The organism is Sphingomonas sp. AOB5 (assembly GCF_029433115.1).
GTDB lineage: Bacteria > Pseudomonadota > Alphaproteobacteria > Sphingomonadales > Sphingomonadaceae > Sphingomonas.
The window spans coordinates 12,992-34,425 of record NZ_JARNTV010000010.1 but is presented as its reverse complement, the minus strand read 5'-3'; the positions used below and the strand labels follow the sequence as shown (position 1 = coordinate 34,425).

Annotated in this window: 24 protein-coding genes; 10 read left to right on the top strand and 14 right to left on the bottom strand. The window is 66.0% G+C overall.

The window, feature by feature from the left end; all coding sequences use genetic code 11:
• Positions 1-105: 105 nt before the first annotated feature.
• Complete coding sequence (locus tag P1X14_RS06640) at positions 106-3,627, bottom strand: autotransporter domain-containing protein (RefSeq protein WP_277314537.1); 3,522 nt, start codon at positions 3,625-3,627, stop codon at positions 106-108.
• Between the two features lie 146 nt (positions 3,628-3,773).
• On the bottom strand, positions 3,774-4,523 hold the full coding sequence (locus tag P1X14_RS06635; protein ID WP_277314536.1) for a class I SAM-dependent methyltransferase: 750 nt from the start codon (positions 4,521-4,523) through the stop codon (positions 3,774-3,776).
• 263 nt (positions 4,524-4,786) lie between these two features.
• Here P1X14_RS06635 and P1X14_RS06630 point away from each other — a divergent pair, with 263 nt between their 5' ends.
• The 5 genes from P1X14_RS06630 to P1X14_RS06610 are packed head-to-tail and all read left to right on the top strand — an operon-like array spanning position 4,787 to position 8,500.
• Positions 4,787-5,350, top strand: coding sequence for a MarR family transcriptional regulator (locus tag P1X14_RS06630; protein WP_277314535.1), 564 nt, complete (start codon positions 4,787-4,789; stop codon positions 5,348-5,350).
• A 9-nt stretch (positions 5,351-5,359) separates the two neighbouring features.
• Positions 5,360-6,064 carry a DUF4166 domain-containing protein gene (locus P1X14_RS06625; RefSeq protein WP_277314534.1) on the top strand — a complete coding sequence of 235 codons (705 nt, stop codon included), beginning with the start codon at positions 5,360-5,362 and terminating at the stop codon, positions 6,062-6,064.
• On the top strand, positions 6,061-6,456 hold the full coding sequence (locus P1X14_RS06620; RefSeq protein ID WP_277314533.1) for a thiol-disulfide oxidoreductase DCC family protein: 396 nt from the start codon (positions 6,061-6,063) through the stop codon (positions 6,454-6,456). Before P1X14_RS06625 ends, P1X14_RS06620 begins: the two co-directional genes overlap by 4 nt.
• Positions 6,453-6,860 (top strand): hypothetical protein, encoded by a 408-nt coding sequence (locus tag P1X14_RS06615; RefSeq protein WP_277314532.1) that lies wholly within the window; start codon positions 6,453-6,455, stop codon positions 6,858-6,860. Before P1X14_RS06620 ends, P1X14_RS06615 begins: the two co-directional genes overlap by 4 nt.
• Positions 6,857-8,500 carry an SDR family oxidoreductase gene (locus tag P1X14_RS06610; RefSeq protein ID WP_277314531.1) on the top strand — a complete coding sequence of 548 codons (1,644 nt, stop codon included), beginning with the start codon at positions 6,857-6,859 and terminating at the stop codon, positions 8,498-8,500. Before P1X14_RS06615 ends, P1X14_RS06610 begins: the two co-directional genes overlap by 4 nt.
• Here the strand turns inward: P1X14_RS06610 and P1X14_RS06605 are convergent.
• The 6 genes from P1X14_RS06605 to P1X14_RS06580 all read right to left on the bottom strand — a co-directional run bounded on the left by P1X14_RS06605 (position 8,497) and on the right by P1X14_RS06580 (position 12,360).
• Positions 8,497-8,982: a hypothetical protein gene (locus tag P1X14_RS06605; protein WP_277314530.1), complete on the bottom strand. Its 486-nt coding sequence runs from the start codon at positions 8,980-8,982 to the stop codon at positions 8,497-8,499. The genes P1X14_RS06610 and P1X14_RS06605 overlap by 4 nt on opposite strands.
• Before the next feature lie 83 nt (positions 8,983-9,065).
• Positions 9,066-9,596, bottom strand: a complete 531-nt coding sequence (gene rpsI, locus P1X14_RS06600) for a 30S ribosomal protein S9 (protein ID WP_277314529.1) — start codon at positions 9,594-9,596, stop codon at positions 9,066-9,068.
• Positions 9,596-10,075, bottom strand: a complete 480-nt coding sequence (gene rplM / locus P1X14_RS06595; protein WP_277314528.1) for a 50S ribosomal protein L13 — start codon at positions 10,073-10,075, stop codon at positions 9,596-9,598. Before rplM ends, rpsI begins: the two co-directional genes overlap by 1 nt.
• 146 nt (positions 10,076-10,221) lie before the next feature.
• A complete protein-coding gene (locus P1X14_RS06590; RefSeq protein ID WP_277314527.1) occupies positions 10,222-11,001 on the bottom strand; it encodes a hypothetical protein in 780 nt (259 codons plus the stop codon).
• A complete protein-coding gene (gene cutA / locus P1X14_RS06585) occupies positions 11,001-11,318 on the bottom strand; it encodes a divalent-cation tolerance protein CutA (RefSeq protein WP_277314526.1) in 318 nt (105 codons plus the stop codon). The genes P1X14_RS06590 and cutA overlap by 1 nt, the downstream gene beginning before the upstream one ends.
• 10 nt (positions 11,319-11,328) lie before the next feature.
• Positions 11,329-12,360, bottom strand: a complete 1,032-nt coding sequence (locus tag P1X14_RS06580) for a COX15/CtaA family protein (RefSeq protein ID WP_277314525.1) — start codon at positions 12,358-12,360, stop codon at positions 11,329-11,331.
• Between the two features lie 186 nt (positions 12,361-12,546).
• Here P1X14_RS06580 and P1X14_RS06575 point away from each other — a divergent pair, with 186 nt between their 5' ends.
• From P1X14_RS06575 to P1X14_RS06565, 3 genes are read left to right on the top strand one after another with little or no spacing between them, the layout of a single operon-like run.
• Positions 12,547-13,119: a tail fiber protein gene (locus P1X14_RS06575; protein WP_277314524.1), complete on the top strand. Its 573-nt coding sequence runs from the start codon at positions 12,547-12,549 to the stop codon at positions 13,117-13,119.
• Complete coding sequence (locus P1X14_RS06570) at positions 13,116-13,697, top strand: tail fiber protein (RefSeq protein ID WP_277314523.1); 582 nt, start codon at positions 13,116-13,118, stop codon at positions 13,695-13,697. Before P1X14_RS06575 ends, P1X14_RS06570 begins: the two co-directional genes overlap by 4 nt.
• Positions 13,681-14,226 (top strand): tail fiber protein, encoded by a 546-nt coding sequence (locus P1X14_RS06565; RefSeq protein ID WP_277314522.1) that lies wholly within the window; start codon positions 13,681-13,683, stop codon positions 14,224-14,226. The genes P1X14_RS06570 and P1X14_RS06565 overlap by 17 nt, the downstream gene beginning before the upstream one ends.
• A gap of 22 nt (positions 14,227-14,248) precedes the next feature.
• Here P1X14_RS06565 and dxs read toward each other — a convergent pair whose 3' ends face one another.
• Entirely contained in the window at positions 14,249-16,174 is a 1,926-nt protein-coding gene (gene dxs, locus P1X14_RS06560; protein WP_277314521.1) for a 1-deoxy-D-xylulose-5-phosphate synthase, read from the bottom strand.
• A gap of 85 nt (positions 16,175-16,259) precedes the next feature.
• Positions 16,260-16,718 carry a transcriptional repressor gene (locus P1X14_RS06555; RefSeq protein ID WP_277314520.1) on the bottom strand — a complete coding sequence of 153 codons (459 nt, stop codon included), beginning with the start codon at positions 16,716-16,718 and terminating at the stop codon, positions 16,260-16,262.
• 62 nt (positions 16,719-16,780) lie between these two features.
• Between P1X14_RS06555 and P1X14_RS06550 the strand changes: the two genes are divergently transcribed.
• A complete protein-coding gene (locus tag P1X14_RS06550; protein WP_277314519.1) occupies positions 16,781-17,647 on the top strand; it encodes a cytochrome c in 867 nt (288 codons plus the stop codon).
• On the opposite strand, the gene P1X14_RS06545 is transcribed toward P1X14_RS06550, so the two are convergent.
• The 4 genes from P1X14_RS06545 to P1X14_RS06530 all read right to left on the bottom strand — a co-directional run bounded on the left by P1X14_RS06545 (position 17,641) and on the right by P1X14_RS06530 (position 20,539).
• A complete protein-coding gene (locus P1X14_RS06545; protein WP_277314518.1) occupies positions 17,641-18,027 on the bottom strand; it encodes a MerC domain-containing protein in 387 nt (128 codons plus the stop codon). The genes P1X14_RS06550 and P1X14_RS06545 overlap by 7 nt on opposite strands.
• 112 nt (positions 18,028-18,139) lie before the next feature.
• Positions 18,140-18,604: a hypothetical protein gene (locus P1X14_RS06540; protein ID WP_277314517.1), complete on the bottom strand. Its 465-nt coding sequence runs from the start codon at positions 18,602-18,604 to the stop codon at positions 18,140-18,142.
• A gap of 128 nt (positions 18,605-18,732) precedes the next feature.
• Complete coding sequence (locus P1X14_RS06535; RefSeq protein ID WP_277314516.1) at positions 18,733-19,689, bottom strand: alpha/beta hydrolase; 957 nt, start codon at positions 19,687-19,689, stop codon at positions 18,733-18,735.
• 178 nt (positions 19,690-19,867) lie between these two features.
• Complete coding sequence (locus P1X14_RS06530) at positions 19,868-20,539, bottom strand: alpha/beta hydrolase (protein ID WP_277314515.1); 672 nt, start codon at positions 20,537-20,539, stop codon at positions 19,868-19,870.
• Between the two features lie 126 nt (positions 20,540-20,665).
• Between P1X14_RS06530 and P1X14_RS06525 the strand changes: the two genes are divergently transcribed.
• On the top strand, positions 20,666-21,397 hold the full coding sequence (locus P1X14_RS06525; RefSeq protein WP_277314514.1) for a TlyA family RNA methyltransferase: 732 nt from the start codon (positions 20,666-20,668) through the stop codon (positions 21,395-21,397).
• The last annotated feature ends 37 nt before the right edge of the window (positions 21,398-21,434 follow it).

Here is a 21,434-nt window from a genome sequence, read left to right as displayed (position 1 = left end):
GAGTCGAACAAACTATGGGGTTCGTCACCATTTCGGAGTCGAAACCCGTGCAAAGAAAAAGGGCCGCCCCTCGCGGGACGGCCCCTTTATTTCACTGCGTTTCGATCAGAACTTGAACGAGATCGATCCGCGATAGGCCTGGCTCTTCACGTCTTCGCGTTCGAGCGTGGTCTCGGCCGAGATCGAGAGATCGAACGAACCTGCGCTGATGGTCAGGCCGCCATTCAGTTCGAACCAGTCATGATCCTGGCCGTTCAGGGCGAACAGGACGTTGCCGCCCACGCCGCCGACGAAGTTCGCGCCGATCACGGCCGGACGGTCCGTGAAGTCGTGAACCACGGTGCCGCTGATGTACGGACGGATCTTCGGGCCGGTGCCAGCGATGGTCAGACCACCGCGGGCCTGGGCACTGTTGACAGGCGAACGATCGGTCATGAGTGCCATCGGCCCACCGGTCTCGATCTCACGCGAGAAGCCGATATGGGTCGTGCGGCCGGCGATGCGCGGGGTGAGCCGCGCGGCGCCGAGATCGAAATCATAGCCCAGGCCCAGTTCGCTGGAGAGGACCAGCGAAGACTGCGACGAGCGCAGCGTGTAGGGCGTGCCCACGAAGCTGACCACGCGGGTGGTGTCGGTCGACAGCGCACCGGCGCTGAAGATGACGTCGAGGTTCACGCCACCGCCAAGGTCACCCTTGCCGTAGATCGAGCCCTGATACAGCGTTCCCTTGGCGCTGTTGCCGACCAGCGCCGACGTGCCGTCGAGGCGGGTATAGGACAGTGCGAAGCCGAGCGTGGCATCCGACATCGAGGTTTCGATACCGGCGGCCGCATACCAGCCGTCATAATCGTCGCGTCCGGTGATGCCCGTCATCGGGGCGCTGTCGCCCTTCAGATAGCCGCCCGCGAAGAAGGCGCTCATATTCTCGGGAAGCGCATTCTCCTGGATCATCGGCGTGACCGCATCGCTGCGGATATCCATGCCGAAGCCCATGCCCGACAGACCGGCAATGCCGCGCGTCGCGGTGAGGTTCTGCGCGACCTGGGTCACCGCGCCGTAACGGGCGATGGTGCCGCCCGCGCTGCCGGCTTCGATGCCGTCGACGCGCGTGCGCAGGAAGCCCGCCATGTTGTCGACACCGACGATGCCGAGCGACTGGGCGGTCGAGTCCGCTGCCGGCGCAAGGCCACTCAGCGTCGTACGGATCACGCCAGCCGTCTGGAGATCGAGCGGGCCGTAGATCGCATCGAACGCCGCTGCCTGGCTGCGGTTGCGGTCCAGCAGCAGGGCATAACGGTTCTGCACTGCGTTGGTGTTATCGACAGCGCTGAAATACGAGCTGGCGACAAGCTGAACCGTCACGGCATTGTTCGAATAGGTGAGGTTCGGCTTCAGGATCGCGCTGCTGGTGATCGGGTTCACCGTGAAGCGATGCGACGAGTCGAGGCCGGCAAGGCCGCCGCCCGCAGCGGTCATGATCGTGTAGCTGTTGCCCGCACGCGCGGTCGGCAGCAGGCCGAAGCTGACCTGACCACCGATGCTGGCGACGCCGGTGTTGCCGCCGAACGCCTGAACCGCGATGCGGTCAGACACGCCGTTGGCGCCCAGATCGACCAGGAACTTGTTGCCCGAGCTGAGGACCACGTTGCCGCGGAAGGTGAGCGTGCCGGTGGTGCCCGCAGTGCCCGGCGCGATCGTGCCGGCAAGGCTGGTGAAGTAAGGCACGGTGATGGTGCCGCTGCCGTTCAGGCCGCCCGACATCATCAGATAATCGCCCGACGAGGTCAGCGAACCATTGACCTGCATCGTGCCAGTCGCCTGGGTGATGTCGATCAGGCTGGTGAGCGAGCCGGTCGAGGTGATGTTCAGCGCCGCGCCGCCGCCCGCGATCGCGAAGCGATCGATGGTCACCGCGCTGCTGAGCGTGGTGGTGCCGGTGGCGGCGAGGGTGACGTCGAAATACTTGCCCATCACGCCGTTGGCGCGATTGCCGTCGGTGTTGTTGGGCACGAAGTTGGTCGCACCCGGCAGGCCGTTGGCGAGGGTCGCCGCAGGCAGGGCGTTGGTGCCGACGCTTTCGTTCGCCTGCGCGGTGGGTGCGGTGGCATCGACATCCTCGATGCTGAAGACATGCGACGACGCGGTGCCGCTGCTGTCCTCGAGCGTGGAGATGCTGACCGTGGCTGCGCCGCCGCCTTCAAGGCTCTGGCCGATCGGGCGGGTGCCGCTGGTGATCGCGCCGGTCGCCATGTTCTGGCAATCATAGAAGCCGCCGCTTTCGAAGCAGGCTTCACCGAACGTCTTGTCGCCCGGAGCTTCGTTCTGCGCCGTGCCGGGGTTGGTCGGCACGCCATTGATGAAGGTGCCGTTGGGGCCGATGATTGTGTAGTTCGGGTCGAGATTGGTGACCCAGTGCGACGCATCGGTCCAGTTCGCGTCACCCGCCAGCGACGAGACGTAGCGATACGGATTGTTCGCCGCGATCCAGTCCCAATAGAGATAGAGCGGCTGGTAGAATGCGGCGGTGCCATAGCCATTCGCCGGGGCGCCGTTGAAGAAGCGGGTATAGCCGCCCGAGAGGACGCCGATCACCAGCTGCTTGGCGAGCGTCTGGTTGCCGATGCGATCGAGGATCAGCGGGCCGCCCGAATCGCCGCTGGCGGTGATGCCTTCGTTCGGGGTCGGGTTGTCGCGCCACGCGTTGAAGTCGCGCGGATCGGCCGATGCGGTGCCGCGGCGGGGATCGTCGAAGTCGATCCAGTAGAGGTTCTGCGGCAGCACGCCCGAAGCGCCGCCGAACAGGAAGCCTTCGAAATCGTCGATCGAGGCGAGCGCGCCGAGCATGTTCTCGGCAAGGCGGCGGCGATAGTCGATGCCGCCGGTGGAGCCGGTGGCGCCGGTGCCGTTATTGCCATAGCCGACGATGTTGACGTGATAGCCGGTGCCGCCCGCGCCGCCCGTGGTCTGCGGCAGCTGCGAGAACAGCAGCGCCCAGGTGGGAATGTTGACCGCAGGCGTATCGAGCGAAGCGATCGCGACGTCGGCATAGAGGAAGCCCGACGCGTTCGGCTCGAGCGAGCCGGGGTGATAGGCGACCTGGTTGACGTTATACATATAGCGGCTGGTGTTGGTCTGGTGATTGCCCAGCCAGCCACCGAACGCGCTCGCGCCCGCCTGGTTGTTGTTGCTCGAGAAGCCGAAGCCGATCGGCTTGCCGCCGGTGTTCGAGCCATAGGAATTGGCAGGATCGTCGTTCACGCAGTGCGCCGCGAAGATCACGGTGCGGGCGTTGATCAGCGTGCCGGTGCACAGGCCGATAAAGCCGTTCTGCTGATCGACGATCATCTGGCCGACGCCGGTGACGTTGACCGGATCGCGCGCAGTGGTCGGCGTGCCGGGCGCGCCGATGACGATCTGAGGATCCGGAGCGGTATATTCGAGCGCCGACACAAGGGTCGGGCCGGTGGTCTGCCGCTCGAGTACGGCCTCGTCGTCAGACGGGCGGTTGATTTCGCCGCTGGTGTCGCTGCTCTGGGCGTGGGCGCCGGCTGCGAGGGCGGTGAGGCAAAGGCCGGCCGAAGCCAGCAGCGACGCGCGAAGCGTGCGGGAGGTACGTGTGTGCTTCATGTAACGGATCCCCCTGAATCGTGGACAGTCGGGTGACGTATCCAGGCCAGAGGGTGAGGCTATTTGCGGAGGCCTCGCTTCTCAAGATACTTTTCAATAAATTTCGATTTATTTCAAAGTGTGACATCGCAGTATTGCGATACGCATTATTTGATGCGCGTACCTATCAGCGTGCCCTTGGTACCCGGATGGGTCAGGTTGAACTCGAAACCGGGCCAGCGCTTCTTCCATTTGCGTGCGACGACACGCTCGCCGGGGCGCGCCGCATCGTCGAGCATCACCGTGCCGCCCACCGGAATCCGGTCGAACAGGCTGTCTGCCGCGCCGCGGACGTAAGGGTGGATCGCCCAGGGCGGCCCGTCGATGATCAGCAGGTCGATCTCCTGCGGCAACTGGCCGTGATCGTACCACACGCCCGGCCAGCCATTGGGCGAAGGGCGGAACGGCGTGGCGCGCAGATCGGCATCGACGCCGTTATCGTGCAGCCATTCGAGGGTCGCGGCGACGAATCCGGCATGCTGGTCGCAGGCGATGTGCCGGCCGCCGCCATTGCGCTGAAGCGCTCGCGCGACGATCAGGCTGGAGGCGCCTGCGCCGAATTCGACAACGGTCTGCGGCTTCTTCGCTTCGATATGATCGACGATCAGGTGGAGGAAGCCGGTATCGGCCTTCCAGCTGCCGAGATAGGGCAGGGCGTCGGGCGCGAGGTCGAGGCGCTCGATCAGGCGGCGCTTCTCGGCCTTGGTGCCGCCCGACAGGCTCTTGAGCAGCCACGGCCAGCCGATCGCCCCGAACGCCATCACGTGCAGCACGTCGGAGATCGAGCGGCGAGCGTCGGCGGGCCACGCGCCGTCATCGGCCAGCGGCAGGAACGAAGTCATCTCACGCGACGTCATCGAAATCTCTTTCCTTCGCGTCCGGCGAACGACCTTTGCCGACGGAGCGAGCAAATCAACGCACGAACAGGCATTTGGGTTGTGTTGAAAGTGCGCGGGCAGCGCGTCAAGCGGCATCTCCAATCCGCGGTGGCGTGCCCCGTCGCCGCGATCCCTGATCGGCACATCGCAGCCAAGTGCGGCCATGAAAAGGCGGGCCGGAACGGTTCGCCGCACGGCCCATGCACCTTGACTTTCCGTCAGGCTGACCTCATATTTCTGTTATGACAGAAATTGCAGACAAAACGAGCCTTCTGCCCCCGGCGGTGCAGCAATTCGTGCTGCATTGGGGCGAGATGGGCGGGCAATGGGGCGTGAACCGCTCGGTCGCGCAAATCCATGCGCTGCTCTATCTCAGCGATCGGCCGCTCAACGCGGAGGAGATCAGCGACACGCTGCGGATCGCGCGGAGCAACACGTCGAATAGCCTGAAGGAACTGCTCGGCTGGAAGCTGATCCGCCGCGTGCCGGTGATGGGCGACCGGCGCGAGCATTACGAGGCCGAGGTCGACCTGATGCAGATGCTGACCCGCATCGCCGAGGGCCGCAAGGAACGCGAGATCGACCCCGCCGTGGCGGCACTCAAGGTCTGTCGCGAGGAAGCCGAAGTCGACCCGCGCATCTCCGCGGTGGCGCGTGAGCGGATCGAGGCGATGCATGGCTTCGTGGCGACGCTGGACGACTGGTACGAACAGATGATCGCGATCCCGCCGAGCCGGCTGATGCTGCTGATCCGCATGGGCAAGCGGGTGCTGGCCTTTCTCCCCAAGGGCAAGGCCGAGAGATAGGAGGCGAAGATGGCGCTGGCAGTCGATTGGTGGAGCGAACCGGTCCGGCGGCGGTGCGGCAGCTGGCACCGCCCGGCTGCGGAAACGCTGCCCGCGGGCGAGGCGCCGTTCCGCAATGTGATGGGCGAGGCGCGCTGGGCTGCGCTGCCCGAAGCGACGCGTGCACGGTTCGCGCGCCATGTCGGGCGCGGCGCCTGCGTCTCCTATGTCGGCGAAGTGATCGAATGCCGGTTGAGCCGGGGCGGGTGGCTGCTGGCACAACTCGGCCGGCTGATCGGCGCGCCGCTGCCGCTGGGCGAGGATGTCGGCGTTGCCGCCAGCGTGAGCGTGACCGGCGATGTCGAGGGCTGCAGTCAGTATTGGACGCGCCAATATGGCCGCCGCCACGGCTTCCCGCAGGTGATCCACAGCAGCAAGCGCTTCGCGGGACCGACGGGACTCGAGGAGTATCTCGGCCTTGGCGTCGGCATCGCGCTGACGCTCGACGCGGCGGACGGGACGCTGCTGTTCCTGGGCGATCATTATTTCCTGCGGCTCGGCGGATTGCGGCTGCGCGTGCCGGACTGGCTCGCGCCGGGGCGGCTGGTAGTCGGCCATGTCGAGCTGGGCGAGGACCGTTTCGCCTTTACGCTGGATTTGGTCCATCCTTGGTTCGGCGAACTGATCCACCAGATCGCGGTGTTCGCGGATTGCGATGCGGGGGCGGTGGCGTGACGCATCCGGTCATCGTGTTCGACGCGATGTGCGTGCTGTGCTCGGCAAATGCGCAGTTCGTGCTGCGGCATGACCGGCTCGGCCATTTCCGGCTGGCGTCGATGCAGAGCGAGGCCGGGGCGGCGCTGTACCGCCGGTTCGGGATCGATCCGGCCGATCCGGACACGCTGATCGTGGTCGACGGCGAACGGGCGCTGCGGGATAGCAATGCGGTCTTCGCGATCTGGCGCGGGCTGGGCTGGCCGTGGCGGATGCTCGTGATTGCGGCGGTGGTGCCGCGGGTGGTGCGCGATTCCGTGTACCGATGGGTGGCGCGCAATCGCTATCGGCTGTTCGGGCAGCGGGAGACCTGCTGGATGCCGACACCGGCGCAGCGGGAGCGTATCCTGTGATCGACCGTGAATTTGGCGCCATGCTGCTCGCTTCGCTGGCAGCGGCGGCGGTGCCAGCCCTTGTTTTCGTGCTTTTCATCGCTTCGATCGAGGGATTCTATCTCGGTGCCGTGGGAGTCGCGCTGGTCATCTTCGTCTTCGGCTGGGCGATAGCATTGCTGCATTTGTTGCTCGCTCTGCCGTTGTACAACTTTTTGCGTACCAGAGGCGCCACGAACTGGGGCATATCGGCATTGGCCGGTGCGGTGATCGGGGGCTTGCCGTTGACGCTGATCATGCGGCTGACAGGCTTCAATCCAACCTCGTTCAGCGAGTTGCTGTACCAGGCCATCCCCGCCGTCGCCGGGCTGGCTGGCGGTCTGACCTTCCGCTGGAAGGTCGGGCTACCGGAGCAGATCCTATGAGCCGCATTCTCGTCATCGGTGGCTATGGCGGGTTCGGCGCGCGGCTGGTGCGGCGGTTGCTGGGGGCGGGGCATGAGGTGCTCGTGGCCGGGCGGTCGCTGGAGAAGGCTGCGGCCTTTTGTGCCGGGCTTGAGCGCGCCGAGCCGGTGGGGGCGGATCGGGCCGGGGGGATCGGCATGGTCATGGCGCGGCATCGGCCCGATCTGGTGATCGACGCGGCGGGGCCGTTTCAGGCGAGCGGCTATACCGTGCCCGAGGCGTGCATCGCGATGCGCATCCCCTATCTCGATCTGGCCGACGGGCGCGATTTCGTGAGCGGGATCGCGGTGCTGGACAAGGCGGCGAAGGCGGCGGGCGTGGCGGTGATCGCGGGCGCCTCCAGCGTGCCGGCATTGTCGGGTGCGGTGGTGCGCAAGCTGGCGGATGGGCTGGAGCGGATCGACCGGGTCGAGATGGCGATCAGCGCCTCCAACCGGGCGAGCGCGGGCGTGTCGGTCGCGGCGGCGATCCTGAGCTATGTCGGGCGACCGGTGCGGCTGTGGCGGGGCAAGCGTTGGGAGACCGCTTATGGCTGGCAGGAGATGCAGCGCGAGGATTTCGTAACCGCGGACGGCGTGCTGCGCGGGCGGCTGGTCGCCATCGCCGATGTGCCGGACCACGCCATCGCGCCGGAGCGGCTGGCGGGGCGGCCCGCGGTGACCTTTCGCGCGGGGACCGAACTGGATTTCCAGATGCTCGCTTTGTGGCTGATGAGCTGGCCGGTGCGCTGGGGCTGGCTGAGTTCGCTGACCCGCGCCTCGCGCTGGCTGACGCCTTTGTACCGGATGACTTTGGGCTTTGGCGGGGATCGTTCGGCGATGCATGTGACCGTGCGCGGCGGGCGGACCGAACGGCGCTGGACGCTGATCGCAAGCGACGGGGATGGACCGGAGATTCCGGTACTTGCCGCCGAGCTGATCGCGGGGGACATGCTGGCCGGACGGGTCGTGCCGGGCGCTCGCGATGCATGGGACGCGCTGACGCTGGAGCGGTTCGAGCCCTTGTTCGCGAGACTGGCGATTGGCCATGAGATTGTGGAACGGCAATTGCCCGAGCCGCTCTATGCCCGATTGATGGGGGAGCGGTTCGCGAAGCTGCCGCCGATGGTGCGGGCGATGCACGAAAGCGACGAGGCTGTGGGCGAAGGCGTGGTTGAACGGGGCACCGGTCCGCTGGCCGGGCTGTTCGCGGCGATGATGGGGATGCCGCCTTCGGGACGCTATCCGCTGCATGTTGCCTTTGCCGAGCGTGACGGGAGCGAGACCTGGCACCGCGATTTTGGCGGGCATCGCTTCCGCAGCGTGCTGAGCGCGAAGCGGGGGCTGGCGGTGGAGCGGTTCGGGCCGTTGCGCTTCGCGTTCGACCTGCCCTCGGACGGAGAGGGGCTGCGGATGGCGTTTCGCGGCTGGAGCCTGTTCGGGGTACCGCTGCCGCGTTTCCTGGGTCCCCGCATCGCGGCGCGGGAGTGGCAGGAGGACGGGCGGTTCCGCTTCGAGGTGGACGTTGCGGTGCCGCTGGTGGGGCGGGTGATCCGCTATTCGGGCTGGTTGCTGCCGGCCGGGGAAGCGGCGGACCCGGTGCCGGAACGTCGAAGCGCCTAGCGCAACCAGCGCGCCATGGCGGGGAAGGGCGCGCGGTCTAGTGCTGCCGCTTGCCGGGCTTCGGCGGTCATGCCGTAATATTGCAGCATCGGCACGCCGATCCCGCCATTGCCGTCGAACGATGACAGGAAGTTGGCGCCGCCGCCCTTGTAGCCGCCTTCATGGAAGACGATCGCGGGATCGATCCCGATCTCGATCGCGGCGGCATAGGACCATGCGATTGCCGCCATTTCCTCTGCCTGATCCTGCGAGACTTCCTCCAGCGTATCGCGAAGCACGGGATCGGTCACCGCGATGTGTCCCGCCTCGTGCAGCAGGTCGCCGGGCCAGGGGAGCGTTGCGGGATCGAAGATCAGCGCGCCGTGACGTACGGTTGCGCCGGGCAGCAGCACATCGTCCCCCACCGGCTCGACGATCACCGGGATGCCGACGCTCTCGATGAACGCGACGATCCGGGCGACGATGGGGTCTTCGAAGGTCATGTCGTGCGCCTAGCGTATGGCGCTCCAACGAAAAAGGGCGGCCCGTTGCCGGACCGCCCTTTTCGTGTCGCTGATCGCGAAGCTTAGCGCTTCGAGAACTGGAAGCTGCGGCGGGCCTTCGCCTTGCCGTACTTCTTACGCTCGACGGTGCGGCTGTCGCGGGTCAGGAAGCCCGCGGCCTTCACCGGCGCGCGCAGGATCGGCTCGAACTTGGTCAGCGCCTGGCTGATGCCATGCTTGACCGCGCCGGCCTGGCCCGAAAGGCCACCGCCCTTGACGGTGCAGACGACGTCATACTGACCTTCGCGGCCGGCAACGCCGAACGGCTGGTTGATGACGAGACGCAGCGTCGGACGCGCGAAATAGGTTTCCTGATCGCGACCGTTGATCGTGATCTTACCGGTGCCCGGCTTCAGCCAGACGCGGGCAACTGCGTCCTTGCGGCGGCCGGTGGCATAGGCGCGGCCATAGGCATCGAGTTCCTGCTGGCGCAGCGGGGTGTTCGACACGGCCGGAGCGGCCGGGGCGTTCAGATACTCGTCGGCGCTGGCCGGAGCGGCTTCACCGCCGGCGATGTTGCCGAGATCGGAAAGGGACTGGCGATTGTCGGACATTATGCGCCCACCTTGTTCTTCCGGCTCATGCCGGCAATGTCGAGGACTTCGGGGTTCTGAGCGGCGTGCGGATGCTCGGTGCCGGCGAAGATGCGCAGGTTGCGCATCTGGGCGCGACCCAGCGGACCGCGCGGGATCATGCGCTCGACAGCCTTTTCGAGAACACGCTCGGGGAAGCGGCCGTCGAGCACCTTGCCCGCGGTGATCCCCTTGATGCCGCCCGCATAGCCGGTGTGCTTGTAGTACACCTTCTGCGCCAGCTTCTTGCCGGTGAACTTGATCTTGTCCGCGTTGATGACGATGACATTGTCACCGCAATCGACGTGCGGGGTGAAGCTGGTCTTGTGCTTGCCGCGCAGGACGTTGGCGATCACCACGGCAGCGCGGCCGACGATCAGACCGTCTGCATCGACGATGTGCCACTTCTTTTCCACTTCGGCCGGCTTTACCGACTTGGTGGTCTTCATCAGAGCCTTCATGGCCTGTGACCTTTCATTAGAAACGCAAACACGCCGACCTTTCGGCCAGCGCGGTTGGCGGCCATTTGCAGAAGAGGTGCGATAAAGTCAAGCGAATGCGCGGGTTTCCTGACGGGTATCAGGATACCATTCGGTTGGAGCCGCCCTCAGTCGGGCCAGTTTGTGCCCGGTTCGATGCGCACCGACAGGGTCGAAACGCGCTCGCGGGTCTGCTCGCCGAGGCGGGTGCGGGTGGTTTCGCGGGCCGATGCGATCAGGCCGGTGCGGGGATCGGTGTCGCGCACCGTCTCGACCGAGACGCGCGCGGTGGCGCCGTCGCGGCCTGCGACATCGCCTTGCGCCAGCGTCGTGCTGCGCAGGATCTCGCCGCTTCGTTCGAAACGGCGAGTGCCGTCGAGCATCGCGGAGCCGCCAAAGGGCGAGGCGGCGGGGAGGCGTAGCGTGCGCGTGGTGTCGGGGGTCTCGCCGCCATCGCCGCTGATCAGCGCGGTGACCAGTGAAGCGAAGATCGCCTGCTGCTGCGCTTCGGGCAGGGTGCGGATGCGTTCGGCGGCCGCGGTTGCTGTGGGATTCCGGTTGGCGGTCAGCCGGGCGATGCCGTCGCTGAACGCCTTCCAGTGCGCGGCGAGATCGATCACTTCGACGACATTACCGGTCGGGTCGAGGCGGAACTCGATGGTGCGGCCGATGATGCCGCTGAAGCCCGCATCGAACATCGCGCTGCGCTGGTCCGAGGTTTCCGCGCTGGCGGCGATCACGCGGACCTTCGCGCGATAACCGGCGCCGTCGCGATGGAAGCGGACGAGGCGTTCGGCGCGATACGTGCCTTCCGGCTCGATCCGTTCGGTGACGACGCGGATCGGCACGTCGAGCGGCGGGGCGAAGATCGCGGCCTGCGCCAGTGCGACGATGGCCGCGAGGAACATCAAGCGCCGGTTTCCCGCGCGATCCAGTCGGATACCGGGTCCGAAGCGGCGGCGAGCCAGGCCTCGATCACCGGCAGGTCGTAGGAATGCAGTTCGGCGATGCGCGCGCGCAGGCGATCGGCGAGTTCGGGTGTCGTCTTGAACAGAGCGGGGACTTCGTCGCCGCGCTCAACCTTGCCCTCCCAGCGATAGATGGAGGTGCAAGGCGCGAGGATGTTGACGCAGGCGGCGAGGCGCTCGGCGATCATCGCTTCGGCTACGCGCTCGGCGTCGGCCCGGTCGGCGAAGGTCGACCAGAGCAACGCTACATCGCTCATCGCCCAATTCTCATTTACGCCGGCCGATGGCGTGGGCGCCCCAGACGGTGGCGACCAGCAACAGCGCGCCGGTCAGCTGGTGAAGCGCTGCCAGCACGATATCCATGCCCGACATCACCGTGGCGATGCCCAGCAGGATCTGGATGCCGAACGCGCTGTGGATGGCGATAGAGGCGCGGCGGTCGAGCGGCTTGGCGGCGCGGGCGAGCAGGATCAGCCCGGCGACGGCGACCCATGCCCACCAGCGATGGACGAAATGGACGATGGCCGGATCGTTGAACAGCGCACCGAAGAAGCTCTGGCCCTCGGTTGTCGCGCCGGGGAAGAAATGGCCGTTCATCAGCGGCCACTCATTGGTGACCAGCCCGGCATTGAGCCCTGCGACCAGCGCGCCGAACAGCAATTGCACGAACAGGATCGCGAGCACGCCCGTGCCCAGCCGGGTCAGCCGCGCAGGGCGCTCTGCGGCATTGCGGTCCAGCGTCCGCAGATCGAGCGCGACCCAGACCAGCGCCGCGAGGATCGCCAGCGCCATCAGCAGGTGGGTCGCCAGGCGGATATGGCTGACATCGGTGCGTTCGGTGAGGCCGGAGGTGACCATCCACCAGCCGACCACGCCCTGCATACCGCCCGCGATCAGCAGCGCGACCAGCTTCCAGCCATAGCCGCGCGGGATCGCCTTCTTCACCGCGAACCAGATCAGCGGCAGCGCGAACGCCATGCCGATCAGCCGGCCGAGCAGGCGGTGCAGATATTCCCAGAAGAAGATCGCCTTGAACCCGGCGAGCGTCATGCCCTGGTTGAGTTGGGTGTATTCGGGGATGCGCTTGTAATTGTCGAACTCTGCCTGCCACTGCGCGTCGGTGAGCGGCGGGACGATGCCGCTGATCGGCTTCCATTCGGTGATCGAGAGGCCGGATTCGGTCAGCCGCGTGATGCCGCCGACCACCACCATCAGGACGATCAGCGCGGCGACGGCGAACAGCCAGTTGGCAATGGCGCGGGGCCGGGCGGTGGCGGGCAGGGGAGTCGCTTGGAGCACGGCGCGGGATTTAGCGGGGCCGGGATGGGAAGGCCAGTGCGCGATGATTGCGGCGCTTCCTGCGCAACAGTGAACATATGAACTTTGAGTCGGAAATGGTTGTATCTATTGACGAAACGATTCGATGCTTCAGGATGCCCTTCGGACAGAAAGCGGCGTTGGAGCCGCTTCGCAAGCGGAGGGTATATGGACGATATCTATATGGGTGAGGTCCGCGCCTTTGCCTTCGGGCTGGTGCCCGTTGGCTGGGTGCCGTGCGACGGGCGGACGCTGCCGATCGGGCCCTATGCGGCGCTGTTTGCGCTGCTCGGCACCACTTATGGCGGCAATGGAACCACGACTTTCGGCGTGCCCAACCTCGCCGGCCGCGTGCCCGTGGGGCGTGGCCAGATGCCGGATGGCGCGAACTATGTCCTCGGGGCGCCCGGCGGACTGGAAGAAGTCGCGCTGACCGCCGCCAACCTGCCGCCGCACCAGCACAATTGGTCCGCGACCAATGCGCCGGCCAATACGCCCCCGCCGACCGGCAACTATCTGGCGGGCGCCAAGTCGGGGACTCAGGCGATCAATCTCTACGGCACGCCGGCAATGCCCGACGATACCGTCCAGCTGGCGGCCGACAGCATCTCGAGCACCGGTGCCGGCAAGCCGCATGCCAATGTCCAGCCCTATTTGGCGACGCAATACTGCATGAGCACGATCGGGATGTTCCCATCCTCGGCGAGCGATAGCGAAGCGAACACGGAGGATGCGCTGTGAGCGAGCAATATCTGGGAGAGATCCGGCCGCACGCGGGCAAGACCGTGCCGCAGGGGTGGAAGCTGTGCAACGGCGAGTATCTGGTGATCGCCGGCAACGAGCAGCTCTATGAGTTGATCGGCACGAAGTTCGGCGGGGACGGGACGAGCACATTCCGCCTGCCCGATCTGCAGAGCCGCGTGCTGGTGTGCACCGGCCGGGCGCAAAGCGCGCATGTCTACGACTGGGGTGAGCAGGGCGGGGGCGAGAAGGTCGCGCTCGGCAATCTCGAGCTTCCGCCGCACAGCCATCCGCTGAACGTCATGAAGCGATCGGCGACGGATTCAGCTCCGGGCGCCAACTCGATGCTGGCGGCTCCGGGTAGCCTGGCCCAGTTCTACCACAATGGCAGCGTGCCGGCGACGGAAGCAGCCGTAGCCAGCGATACGCTGCAGATCGTGGGCGGCTATGGCGATCACGACAATGTGATGCCCAGCCTGGTCGTCAATTACATCATCGCGGTTGAGGGTGTGGTGCCCAAGCCGTTTACCGGCGACGCCGCAATCGACGGGGAGGTCTCCGATGCCTGTTATTGGTGAAATCCGCGCCTTCGCGAGCAACCGCGTGCCCAGCGGCTGGGCAGAGTGCAACGGCGACCTGGTGGGCGTCGGGGGCCAATATGCCGGCCTGTTCCGGGTGGTGAAGAACATCTATGGCGGTGACGGTGTCACCCAGTTCGGCTTGCCCGATATGCGGGGACGCACGCTGATGGGCGCGGGGGAAGGGTTCGGCCAGTCGCCGCGTCATGTCGGCGAGAAGCCGGGCAGTGAAAAGGTGACGCTGTTGCCCGATCAGATGCCGGCGCACCGGCATTTCGCACGCGGTCGGCTCGGCGAAATCGCGTCCCAGCGCAAGACGCCGCAGGCAGGTGACTATATCTCGCGGCTCGTCGCCACGCCGCAGGGGCCGATCGCCTCTGCCTATGACACGCCGTTCATCCTGCCGGGCACGCGGCGGACGATGCATGCATCGATGGTCGGGCAAACCGGCAGCGGGCAGGCGCATGAGAACCGCCAGCCCTATCTGCCGCTGTTGTTCTGCATCGCGCTGGAGGGGACGTTACCCTGACGAATGCCGGGGCGGAGCGCGGTTAGGCCCGCGCTCCGCCTTCGACTGCGGTTTCGTTCCACCGCAGCGCCTTCAGCACCGTGTCGACGATATGCTCGGCGTTCAGGCCGGCTTCGTCATATTGCTTCTGCGGACTGTCCTGATCCTGGAAGAGGTCGGGCAGGCGCATCGTGCGCAGCTTCAGTCCGGCATCGATCAGGCCCTGATCGCTGGCCATGGTCAGCACATGCGCGCCGAGGCCGCCGATTGCGCCTTCCTCGACCGTCACCGCCACTTCATGTGTGGTCAGCAGGCGGCGGATCAGATCCTCGTCCAGCGGCTTGGCGAAGCGCAGGTCGGCGACGGTGGTGGAGAGGCCGCGGGCCTCGAGCGCGTCGGCGGCCTTGAGCGCCTCGGCGAGGCGGGTGCCGAGCGACAGGATCGCGACCTTCTTGCCCTCACGCACGATGCGGCCCTTGCCGATCTCGAGCTGTTCGGGAATTTCGGGCAGCGCAATGCCGATGCCGTTGCCGCGCGGATAGCGGACCGCGATGGGGCCGGTGTCGTAGAGCGCGGCGGTGTGGGTCATATGGACCAGTTCGGCTTCGTCGGCCGCGGCCATCACCACGAAATTGGGGAGCGTCGCCAGATAGGTGACGTCGAAGCTGCCGGCATGGGTGGCGCCATCCGCCCCGACCAGACCTGCGCGGTCGATCGCGAAGCGCACCGGCAGGTTCTGGATCGCAACGTCATGGACGACCTGATCATATGCACGCTGCAGGAAGGTCGAATAGATCGCGCAGAAGGGACGCATGCCCTGTGCGGCGAGGCCGGCGGCGAAGGTCACTGCATGCTGTTCGGCAATGCCGACGTCGAAGGTGCGGTCCGGAAACGCCTTGCCGAAGCGATCGACGCCGGTGCCGCCGGGCATGGCGGCGGTGATCGCCACGATCTTCGGATCCTTCTTCGCTTCCTCGATCAGCGCGTCGCCGAACACATTCTGATAGGCGGGCGGTCCCGGCGGGGCCTTCACCTGCGCGCCGGTGATCACGTCGAACTTCTGGACGCCGTGATATTTGTCCGCGCTGTTCTCGGCCGGGGCATATCCCTTGCCCTTCTTGGTCACGACATGGATCAGGACCGGGCCTTCCTTCGCGTCGCGCACATTTTCGAGCACCGGGATCAGATGGTCGAGATTATGGCCGTCGATCGGGCCGACATAATAGAAGCCCAGTTCCTCGAACAGCGTGCCGCCGGTGACGAGGCCGCGTGCGAACTCCTCGGTCTTGCCCGCAGCGGCGGTGAGGCGGCGCGAGAATTTGCGGATGGCGCGCTTCGCGAGACTGCGCAGGCCCATATATTCGGACGAGGACACCATCCGCGCGAGATAGGCGGAGAGCCCGCCGACCGGCGGCGCGATCGACATGTCATTGTCGTTGAGAATCACGATCAGCCGGTTGCCCGCAACTTCGGCATTGTTCATCGCCTCATAGGCCATGCCCGCCGACATCGATCCGTCGCCGATCACCGCAATGGCGCGGCCGGGCGATCCGGACAGCTTGTTGGCGACGGCGAAGCCGAGCGCCGCGCTGATCGAGGTCGACGAATGCGCCGCGCCAAACGGGTCGTATTCGCTCTCGCTGCGCTTGGTGAAGCCGCTGAGGCCGCCACCCTGACGCAGGGTGCGGATGCGATCGCGGCGTCCGGTCAGGATCTTGTGCGGATAGCATTGATGCCCGACGTCCCACACGAGGCGGTCTTCGGGCGTGTTGAAGACATAGTGGATCGCGGTGGTCAGCTCGACCACGCCAAGGCCCGAACCCAGATGGCCCCCGGTAGTGCCGACCGCAGAAATGGTCTCGGTACGCAGCTCGTCGGCAAGCTGGCGGAGTTGTTCCGGCTTCAGCTTGCGAAGGTCGGCCGGTGTGTCGACAGTGTCGAGCAGCGGCGTTTTGGGTAGGTCGGACATGCCGCCTGATACCGCAGCCTAACCCCCAAGTCGAACATTGTGATTCAGCAGCTTGGATGCAGATTCTGTGCAGCTTGCCGTAGCGTCAGTCGCAGTCGGCGCATTTTCCGCGGACTTCGATCACCGGGCGGACGGGCGAGAAGCCGGTGCCCTTGGCGGCCGAACGGACGCTCTTGGTGATGGTGTCGTCATCGATATGCGTGGTCTGGCCGCAATTGTCGCACACCAGGAAGATGCAGTCGTGCAGGCAGTCCGGATGCGCGTTGGCGACATAGGCGTTGGCGCTTTCCACGCGGCGGGCGAGATTCGCGCCGACGAACAGGTCGAGGATGCGATAGACGCTGTTGGCGGCGACGCGGCGGCCCTCGATCTTCGAGACGGCCTCGGCAATGTCATAGGCGGAGGCGGGCTTTTCGAACCCGGCCAGCGCCTCGAACACGCGTTCGCGCATGCTCGTCCATTGCTCGCCGGACTTTTCCAGCGTGGTCTGGGCGGCGCGCGTCAGGTCGGTGCCTTCGTGCTCGTGATGGTGATGATGGGCCATTGATCGAATTTAGGCGCTCGGACGGCTTGCGGCAAGCGGCGGCACCACGCATCATCGCATCCATGAAGCTATGGCAGCGGATCCTGCTCGTGCCCGGCGCCATATTGGTGCTGGGCGCGCTGTTCCTGGGCTGGGTCTGGCTGGCGAGCGAGGCCGAACTGCGCCGCTTCGATCCGCCAATGGCGTTCCGGCAGCCGATCCCGACCGACGCGGCCTCGATCGCGAAGGGCGAGCATATCGCCCGCACCCGCGGCTGTTTCGGCTGCCATGGCGATGCGTTGCAGGGCGAGGTGTTCGGCGACGATCCCTGGTACGGCTATGGCCGCGCGGTGGCGCCCAATTTGGCCCGCTATGCGCGCGAGCATGCGCCGGGGGTGATCGAGGCTGCGGTGCGGCACGGGATCGGAGCGAACGGGCGGGCGCTCTATTCGATGCCGTCGTTCAACTTCGCGCGGATGAGCGATGCCGATATGGCGGCGCTGATCGCATTCCTGCGCACAGTGCCGGTTCGCGAAGCGGCGCTGCCCGCCGGCTATCTCGGCTGGCAACCGCGCTGGGATATGGCGCGGGGCCAGGATCATGCGATTCCATTCTTCACCGGCAAAGTGCCGTTATTGGCGAAGGCGAACGATCCGCGGCCCGAGGTGCGGCTGGGCGAATATCTGGCGATGACCAGTTGCAACGAATGCCATGGCTTCTCGCTGCGCGGCGACAATCCGTTCGACGCGCCGGGCAAGGGGCCGCCCGATCTGGCCGGTGCAGCGGGCTATGACCGCGCGGCGTTCTTCCGATTGATGCGGACGGGCAAGGCGACGGGAAATCGCGAGCTAAGGCTGATGAGCGGGGTTGCTCGCGGCCGGTTTGTGCATTGGAGCGACCCGGAGGTCGACGCGATCTACGCCTATTTGCTGACGCTCGGCGCTCAGTAAGTCGCGCGGCGGTTCAGGTCGTGGCCGAGCGCGACCAGCGACACGCCGATCAGCGTCCAGACGATCTCGTAATTGCCGTGCGGCAGCGAGAGCGCTCCGGCCATGATGCCGATGCCGAATGCGCCGACCACCGCGGGCATCATATAGCCATGCATATAGATGCCGCGGCCCAGCGCGATGATGCCGAAGACAATCGCCAGCAACAGGCCGAATTCATGCACCGCCGGATGCAGCAGGCCCCCGGCGGCCGAGAAGACCGCGAGCAGCACCGTCGTCGCGAGGCAGTGCGCCAGGCACAACCCGCTGAGCCCGATAGCGATGCGATCGATGCGGGTGTCCAGCGTATTCCAGAATCGCGAAAGGGGGAGAGTCGTCGCCATCTGGCGGCGATATAGACCCGGCCGGTGTAAGTTACAACATATCATCGTGCCGGTTGGTCGTCACGGTAGATACATGGACGCGCCATTTTTTCGGCATCCGCGCTTAAGTCACTCAGAAGTGGCCGGTTAGCTGCGGTAACCCCGCCGCAACAGCGAGGCAGTTGTATATGAGGATCAGTCCGCCGGAGATGCCGAGGAGAACGGTGACCCCAAAAAAGGGCATCCACAGCCGCCGTTGAATCCACTGCAAGAAGTTCATTTGCTTTCGCTCAATCGCATCCCACTCCAGGAAAGCTTCTTCCGGTTTTTGCGTCTTTACCATCGAGGCCGCAAACTCCCGGTCGTGATGATGTCGTGCGACCATCACCCCCATTGTCCACACGATGTAGAGTGCGATCGAAATACCCATTAGGAATGCTGTGGTCACGCGCGCGAAAGGAGTTATGTCATCTGATACCCCTGCCCAGAGCGCGAAGAATGCTCCGTACCCTGCAACTATGATCGCAGCGTCGTAGGTGTTCGCTGAACTCCATTGCTCACCCGAGAATTTTCGCCTTTGCTCCAGCAAACGTTCCACATCGTCGGCGCTATAGTGGATTATTGCACCTGGCCCGCTATCCATGCCGCCCCCAAAACCTAGGCACCTAAACTTCACCAGTGACGTCAATTGGCGCAAACTAGGCAGGCTGTATAGTTGCTTGGCTCCTACCAGCCGTGCCGCTTCGCAAAGGCCATGAACAGGTCCGGCCATGCCGCGACAGGCTTGCCGAGGGTGAAGCGCAGGCCGAAGCCGTGGCCGCCCTCCTCGAACAGATGCGTCTCGACCGGCACGCCTGCTGCCTTCAGCGCCGCGCGGAGGCGGACGGTGAATTCGACAGGCAGGGTCGCGTCGTCCTCGGCATGGCAGAGGAAGCAGGGCGGGGTGTCCTTGCTCACCTGCGCGTCGAGCACCTGCCAGCCGGTGCCGCTGCTGGCATAGGTGCCGGCGGCGGCTTCGCGGGTGAGGAACGGGTCCATCGCGATTGCCGGGTAGATCGGCGCGGCGACGATCGGCTTCGCGTCGAGCGTGTCGGCGTCGTCGACCGGCGCGTAGACCTTCTCGGCATGGCGGGTGGCGAGATCGCCGCAGACATGGCCGCCTGCGGAATAGCCGAGCGCAGCGACGCGTTTGGGATCGATCTTCCACTCCGCGGCGCGATGTCGGATCAGCCGCATCGCGCGCTGGGCGTCGGCGAGCGAGACGGTGCGCGGATTTTCCCAGCCTTGTCCTGGCAGGCGATAGAAGCAGACGAATGCGGTCACGCCGCGTTCGGCGAGCCAGGCGGCCAGTTCATAGCCTTCCTTGTCGATCACCACGCGCTGATAGCCGCCACCCGGCGTGATCAGCACCGCGGCGCCATTGGGGTTCTTCGCGGGGAAGACGTCCATCCGCGGCGTGCGGACCTTCACCATCGCGCGGTCGCGGATCGCGGGATCCTTGCTACGCTCGATCACCTCGTCCTTCAGCGCCGGGTCCTTCAGGCCGGGCGCTTCGCCGGGCCACAGCTTCACGCTGAAGGCGGGTTCGGGAAATGCAGGGGCGCTGGCCGCATGCGCGACGGCGGGGAGGAGCGGCGCGGCAAGGGCGGCGCCGATCAGGGTGCGACGATCAACCGGTGTCATCGCGCCGTTCTGCGCGCAAAGACGGGTCTTATCAATCGGGGAGGAACGGTTGGCCGGGCGGACGCTCTAGGGGGACGCCACCCGGCCTGCCCGCACGCGATTTATAGGGTCGTTTCACCTCCGTTTCCACTGGAACCGCGACGGTCCGGGGCGGCGATGCGGTAGCCCGAAATCGGGGTCAGCCGGCGCCGAGATAGTGGGACTGCGCAGCCTCGGTTGCGTTGACCGCGAGCAGCGAGCGCGCCTCGCCTGCATTGCGCGGACGGCCGCCGCGATCGGAGGCCGCGTCGAGCACGCGATCGAGCAGTTCCTGCCCTTCCTCCCACCAGCCGATGCCGCTGGCGGCATTGATATGCCCCTGCGCGCCGGCGTCGACGAAATGGCTGCCCCATTGCGCGGCGAGGCCCTTCGCCCGGTCGATGCCGATCCACGGATCGTCGGTGCTTGCGACCAGGATCGAGGGGAAAGGCAGGGGCTTGGACGGGGTGGGGCGGAACGCGGCCAGCTCGGGCGCTTCGCTGCGCTCGACATCTGCGGGGGCGACCAGCAAGGCGCCCGCGACCGGATAGCCGAAGGGCTGGCTGGTCAGTTCGGCCCACCATGCCACGGCCAGGCAGCCGAGCGAATGGGCGGCGAGCACCACCGGTGCCTGCGCCTGTCGGATCGCCTGATCCAGCTTGGTCACCCAGGCATTGCGATGCGGCGTGTTCCACATGCCCAGCTCGACGCGGGTCGTGTCGGGGCGCGATTGCTCCCACAATGTCTGCCAGTGCGACGGCCCCGAGCCGCCAAGGCCGGGCACGGTCAGGATGAGCGGCGCGCCGCTCTCGATGGGCGTAAAGATACTCATGTCCGTTCTCCCTATGAGGAAGTGGCCGGACCCTTTACGTAATTCCCACTGAATTGATGGGCAATAGCCATTGCGACGAAATGCGGGGCAGTTGCGCCGGGTGGAGGGGAGCCTCTAAAGCGCGTCATGGCCAAGCAGCGCGCAGACCAGATGCTCGTCGATCGCGGGCTGGCCGAGAGCCGGACGCGGGGGCAGGCGCTCATCATGGCGGGCCTCGTCTTTTCGGGCGAGCGCAAGATCGACAAGGCGGGGCAAATGCTCGCCGAAGACGCTGGAATAGAAGTGCGCGGGCGCGATCATCCCTGGGTGTCGCGCGGCGGGATCAAGCTGGCGCATGGGCTGGACGAGTTCGGCTGGGACGTGACCGGCGCGGTGGCGATCGACGTGGGCTCTTCGACCGGCGGCTTCACCGATGTGCTGCTGACCCGCGGCGCGGCGCGGGTCTATGCGGTCGATTCGGGGACCAACCAGCTTGCGTGGAAGCTGCGGCAGGACCCGCGGGTGATCGTCCATGAACAGACCAGCGCGCGCATCCTGACCGACGCGCATATCCCCGAGTTGGTCGACCTGATCGTGTGCGACGCCAGCTTTATCGGGCTGGCCAAGGTGCTCGACGTGCCGCTGGGCTTCGCGGCGCCCGATGCGCGGCTGCTGGCGCTGATCAAGCCGCAGTTCGAGGCGGGACGCGAGGAAGTGGGCAAGGGCGGCGTGGTGCGCGATCCGCAAGTGCACGCGCGCGTCTGCCGCGAAGTGGCCGAATGGGTCGTGTCGAAGGGCTGGACGGTGGAAGGCGTGACCGAAAGTCCGATCAAGGGTCCGGAAGGGAATGTGGAGTATCTCATCGGCGCGAGGCGTTAATCCGCCATTCAGTGCTTGAGTGTGCTATCACACTATC

Excerpts from the sequence above, each read along its gene's own strand:
- P1X14_RS06530 (WP_277314515.1), bottom strand. The coding sequence starts at position 20,539 with ATGAGTATCTTTACGCCCATCGAGAGCGGCGCGCCGCTCATCCTGACC.
- P1X14_RS06635 (WP_277314536.1), bottom strand. The coding sequence starts at position 4,523 with ATGACGTCGCGTGAGATGACTTCGTTCCTGCCGCTGGCCGATGACGGC.
- rplM (WP_277314528.1), bottom strand. The coding sequence starts at position 10,075 with ATGAAGGCTCTGATGAAGACCACCAAGTCGGTAAAGCCGGCCGAAGTG.
- P1X14_RS06535 (WP_277314516.1), bottom strand. The coding sequence starts at position 19,689 with ATGACACCGGTTGATCGTCGCACCCTGATCGGCGCCGCCCTTGCCGCG.
- P1X14_RS06590 (WP_277314527.1), bottom strand. The coding sequence starts at position 11,001 with ATGTTCCTCGCGGCCATCGTCGCACTGGCGCAGGCCGCGATCTTCGCC.
- rpsI (WP_277314529.1), bottom strand. The coding sequence starts at position 9,596 with ATGTCCGACAATCGCCAGTCCCTTTCCGATCTCGGCAACATCGCCGGC.
- P1X14_RS06565 (WP_277314522.1), top strand. The coding sequence starts at position 13,681 with ATGCCTGTTATTGGTGAAATCCGCGCCTTCGCGAGCAACCGCGTGCCC.
- P1X14_RS06545 (WP_277314518.1), bottom strand. The coding sequence starts at position 18,027 with ATGGCGACGACTCTCCCCCTTTCGCGATTCTGGAATACGCTGGACACC.
- P1X14_RS06640 (WP_277314537.1), bottom strand. The coding sequence starts at position 3,627 with ATGAAGCACACACGTACCTCCCGCACGCTTCGCGCGTCGCTGCTGGCT.
- cutA (WP_277314526.1), bottom strand. The coding sequence starts at position 11,318 with ATGAGCGATGTAGCGTTGCTCTGGTCGACCTTCGCCGACCGGGCCGAC.
- P1X14_RS06625 (WP_277314534.1), top strand. The coding sequence starts at position 5,360 with ATGGCGCTGGCAGTCGATTGGTGGAGCGAACCGGTCCGGCGGCGGTGC.
- P1X14_RS06575 (WP_277314524.1), top strand. The coding sequence starts at position 12,547 with ATGGACGATATCTATATGGGTGAGGTCCGCGCCTTTGCCTTCGGGCTG.
- P1X14_RS06630 (WP_277314535.1), top strand. The coding sequence starts at position 4,787 with ATGACAGAAATTGCAGACAAAACGAGCCTTCTGCCCCCGGCGGTGCAG.
- P1X14_RS06605 (WP_277314530.1), bottom strand. The coding sequence starts at position 8,982 with ATGACCTTCGAAGACCCCATCGTCGCCCGGATCGTCGCGTTCATCGAG.
- dxs (WP_277314521.1), bottom strand. The coding sequence starts at position 16,174 with ATGTCCGACCTACCCAAAACGCCGCTGCTCGACACTGTCGACACACCG.
- P1X14_RS06550 (WP_277314519.1), top strand. The coding sequence starts at position 16,781 with ATGAAGCTATGGCAGCGGATCCTGCTCGTGCCCGGCGCCATATTGGTG.
- P1X14_RS06525 (WP_277314514.1), top strand. The coding sequence starts at position 20,666 with ATGGCCAAGCAGCGCGCAGACCAGATGCTCGTCGATCGCGGGCTGGCC.
- P1X14_RS06555 (WP_277314520.1), bottom strand. The coding sequence starts at position 16,718 with ATGGCCCATCATCACCATCACGAGCACGAAGGCACCGACCTGACGCGC.
- P1X14_RS06610 (WP_277314531.1), top strand. The coding sequence starts at position 6,857 with ATGAGCCGCATTCTCGTCATCGGTGGCTATGGCGGGTTCGGCGCGCGG.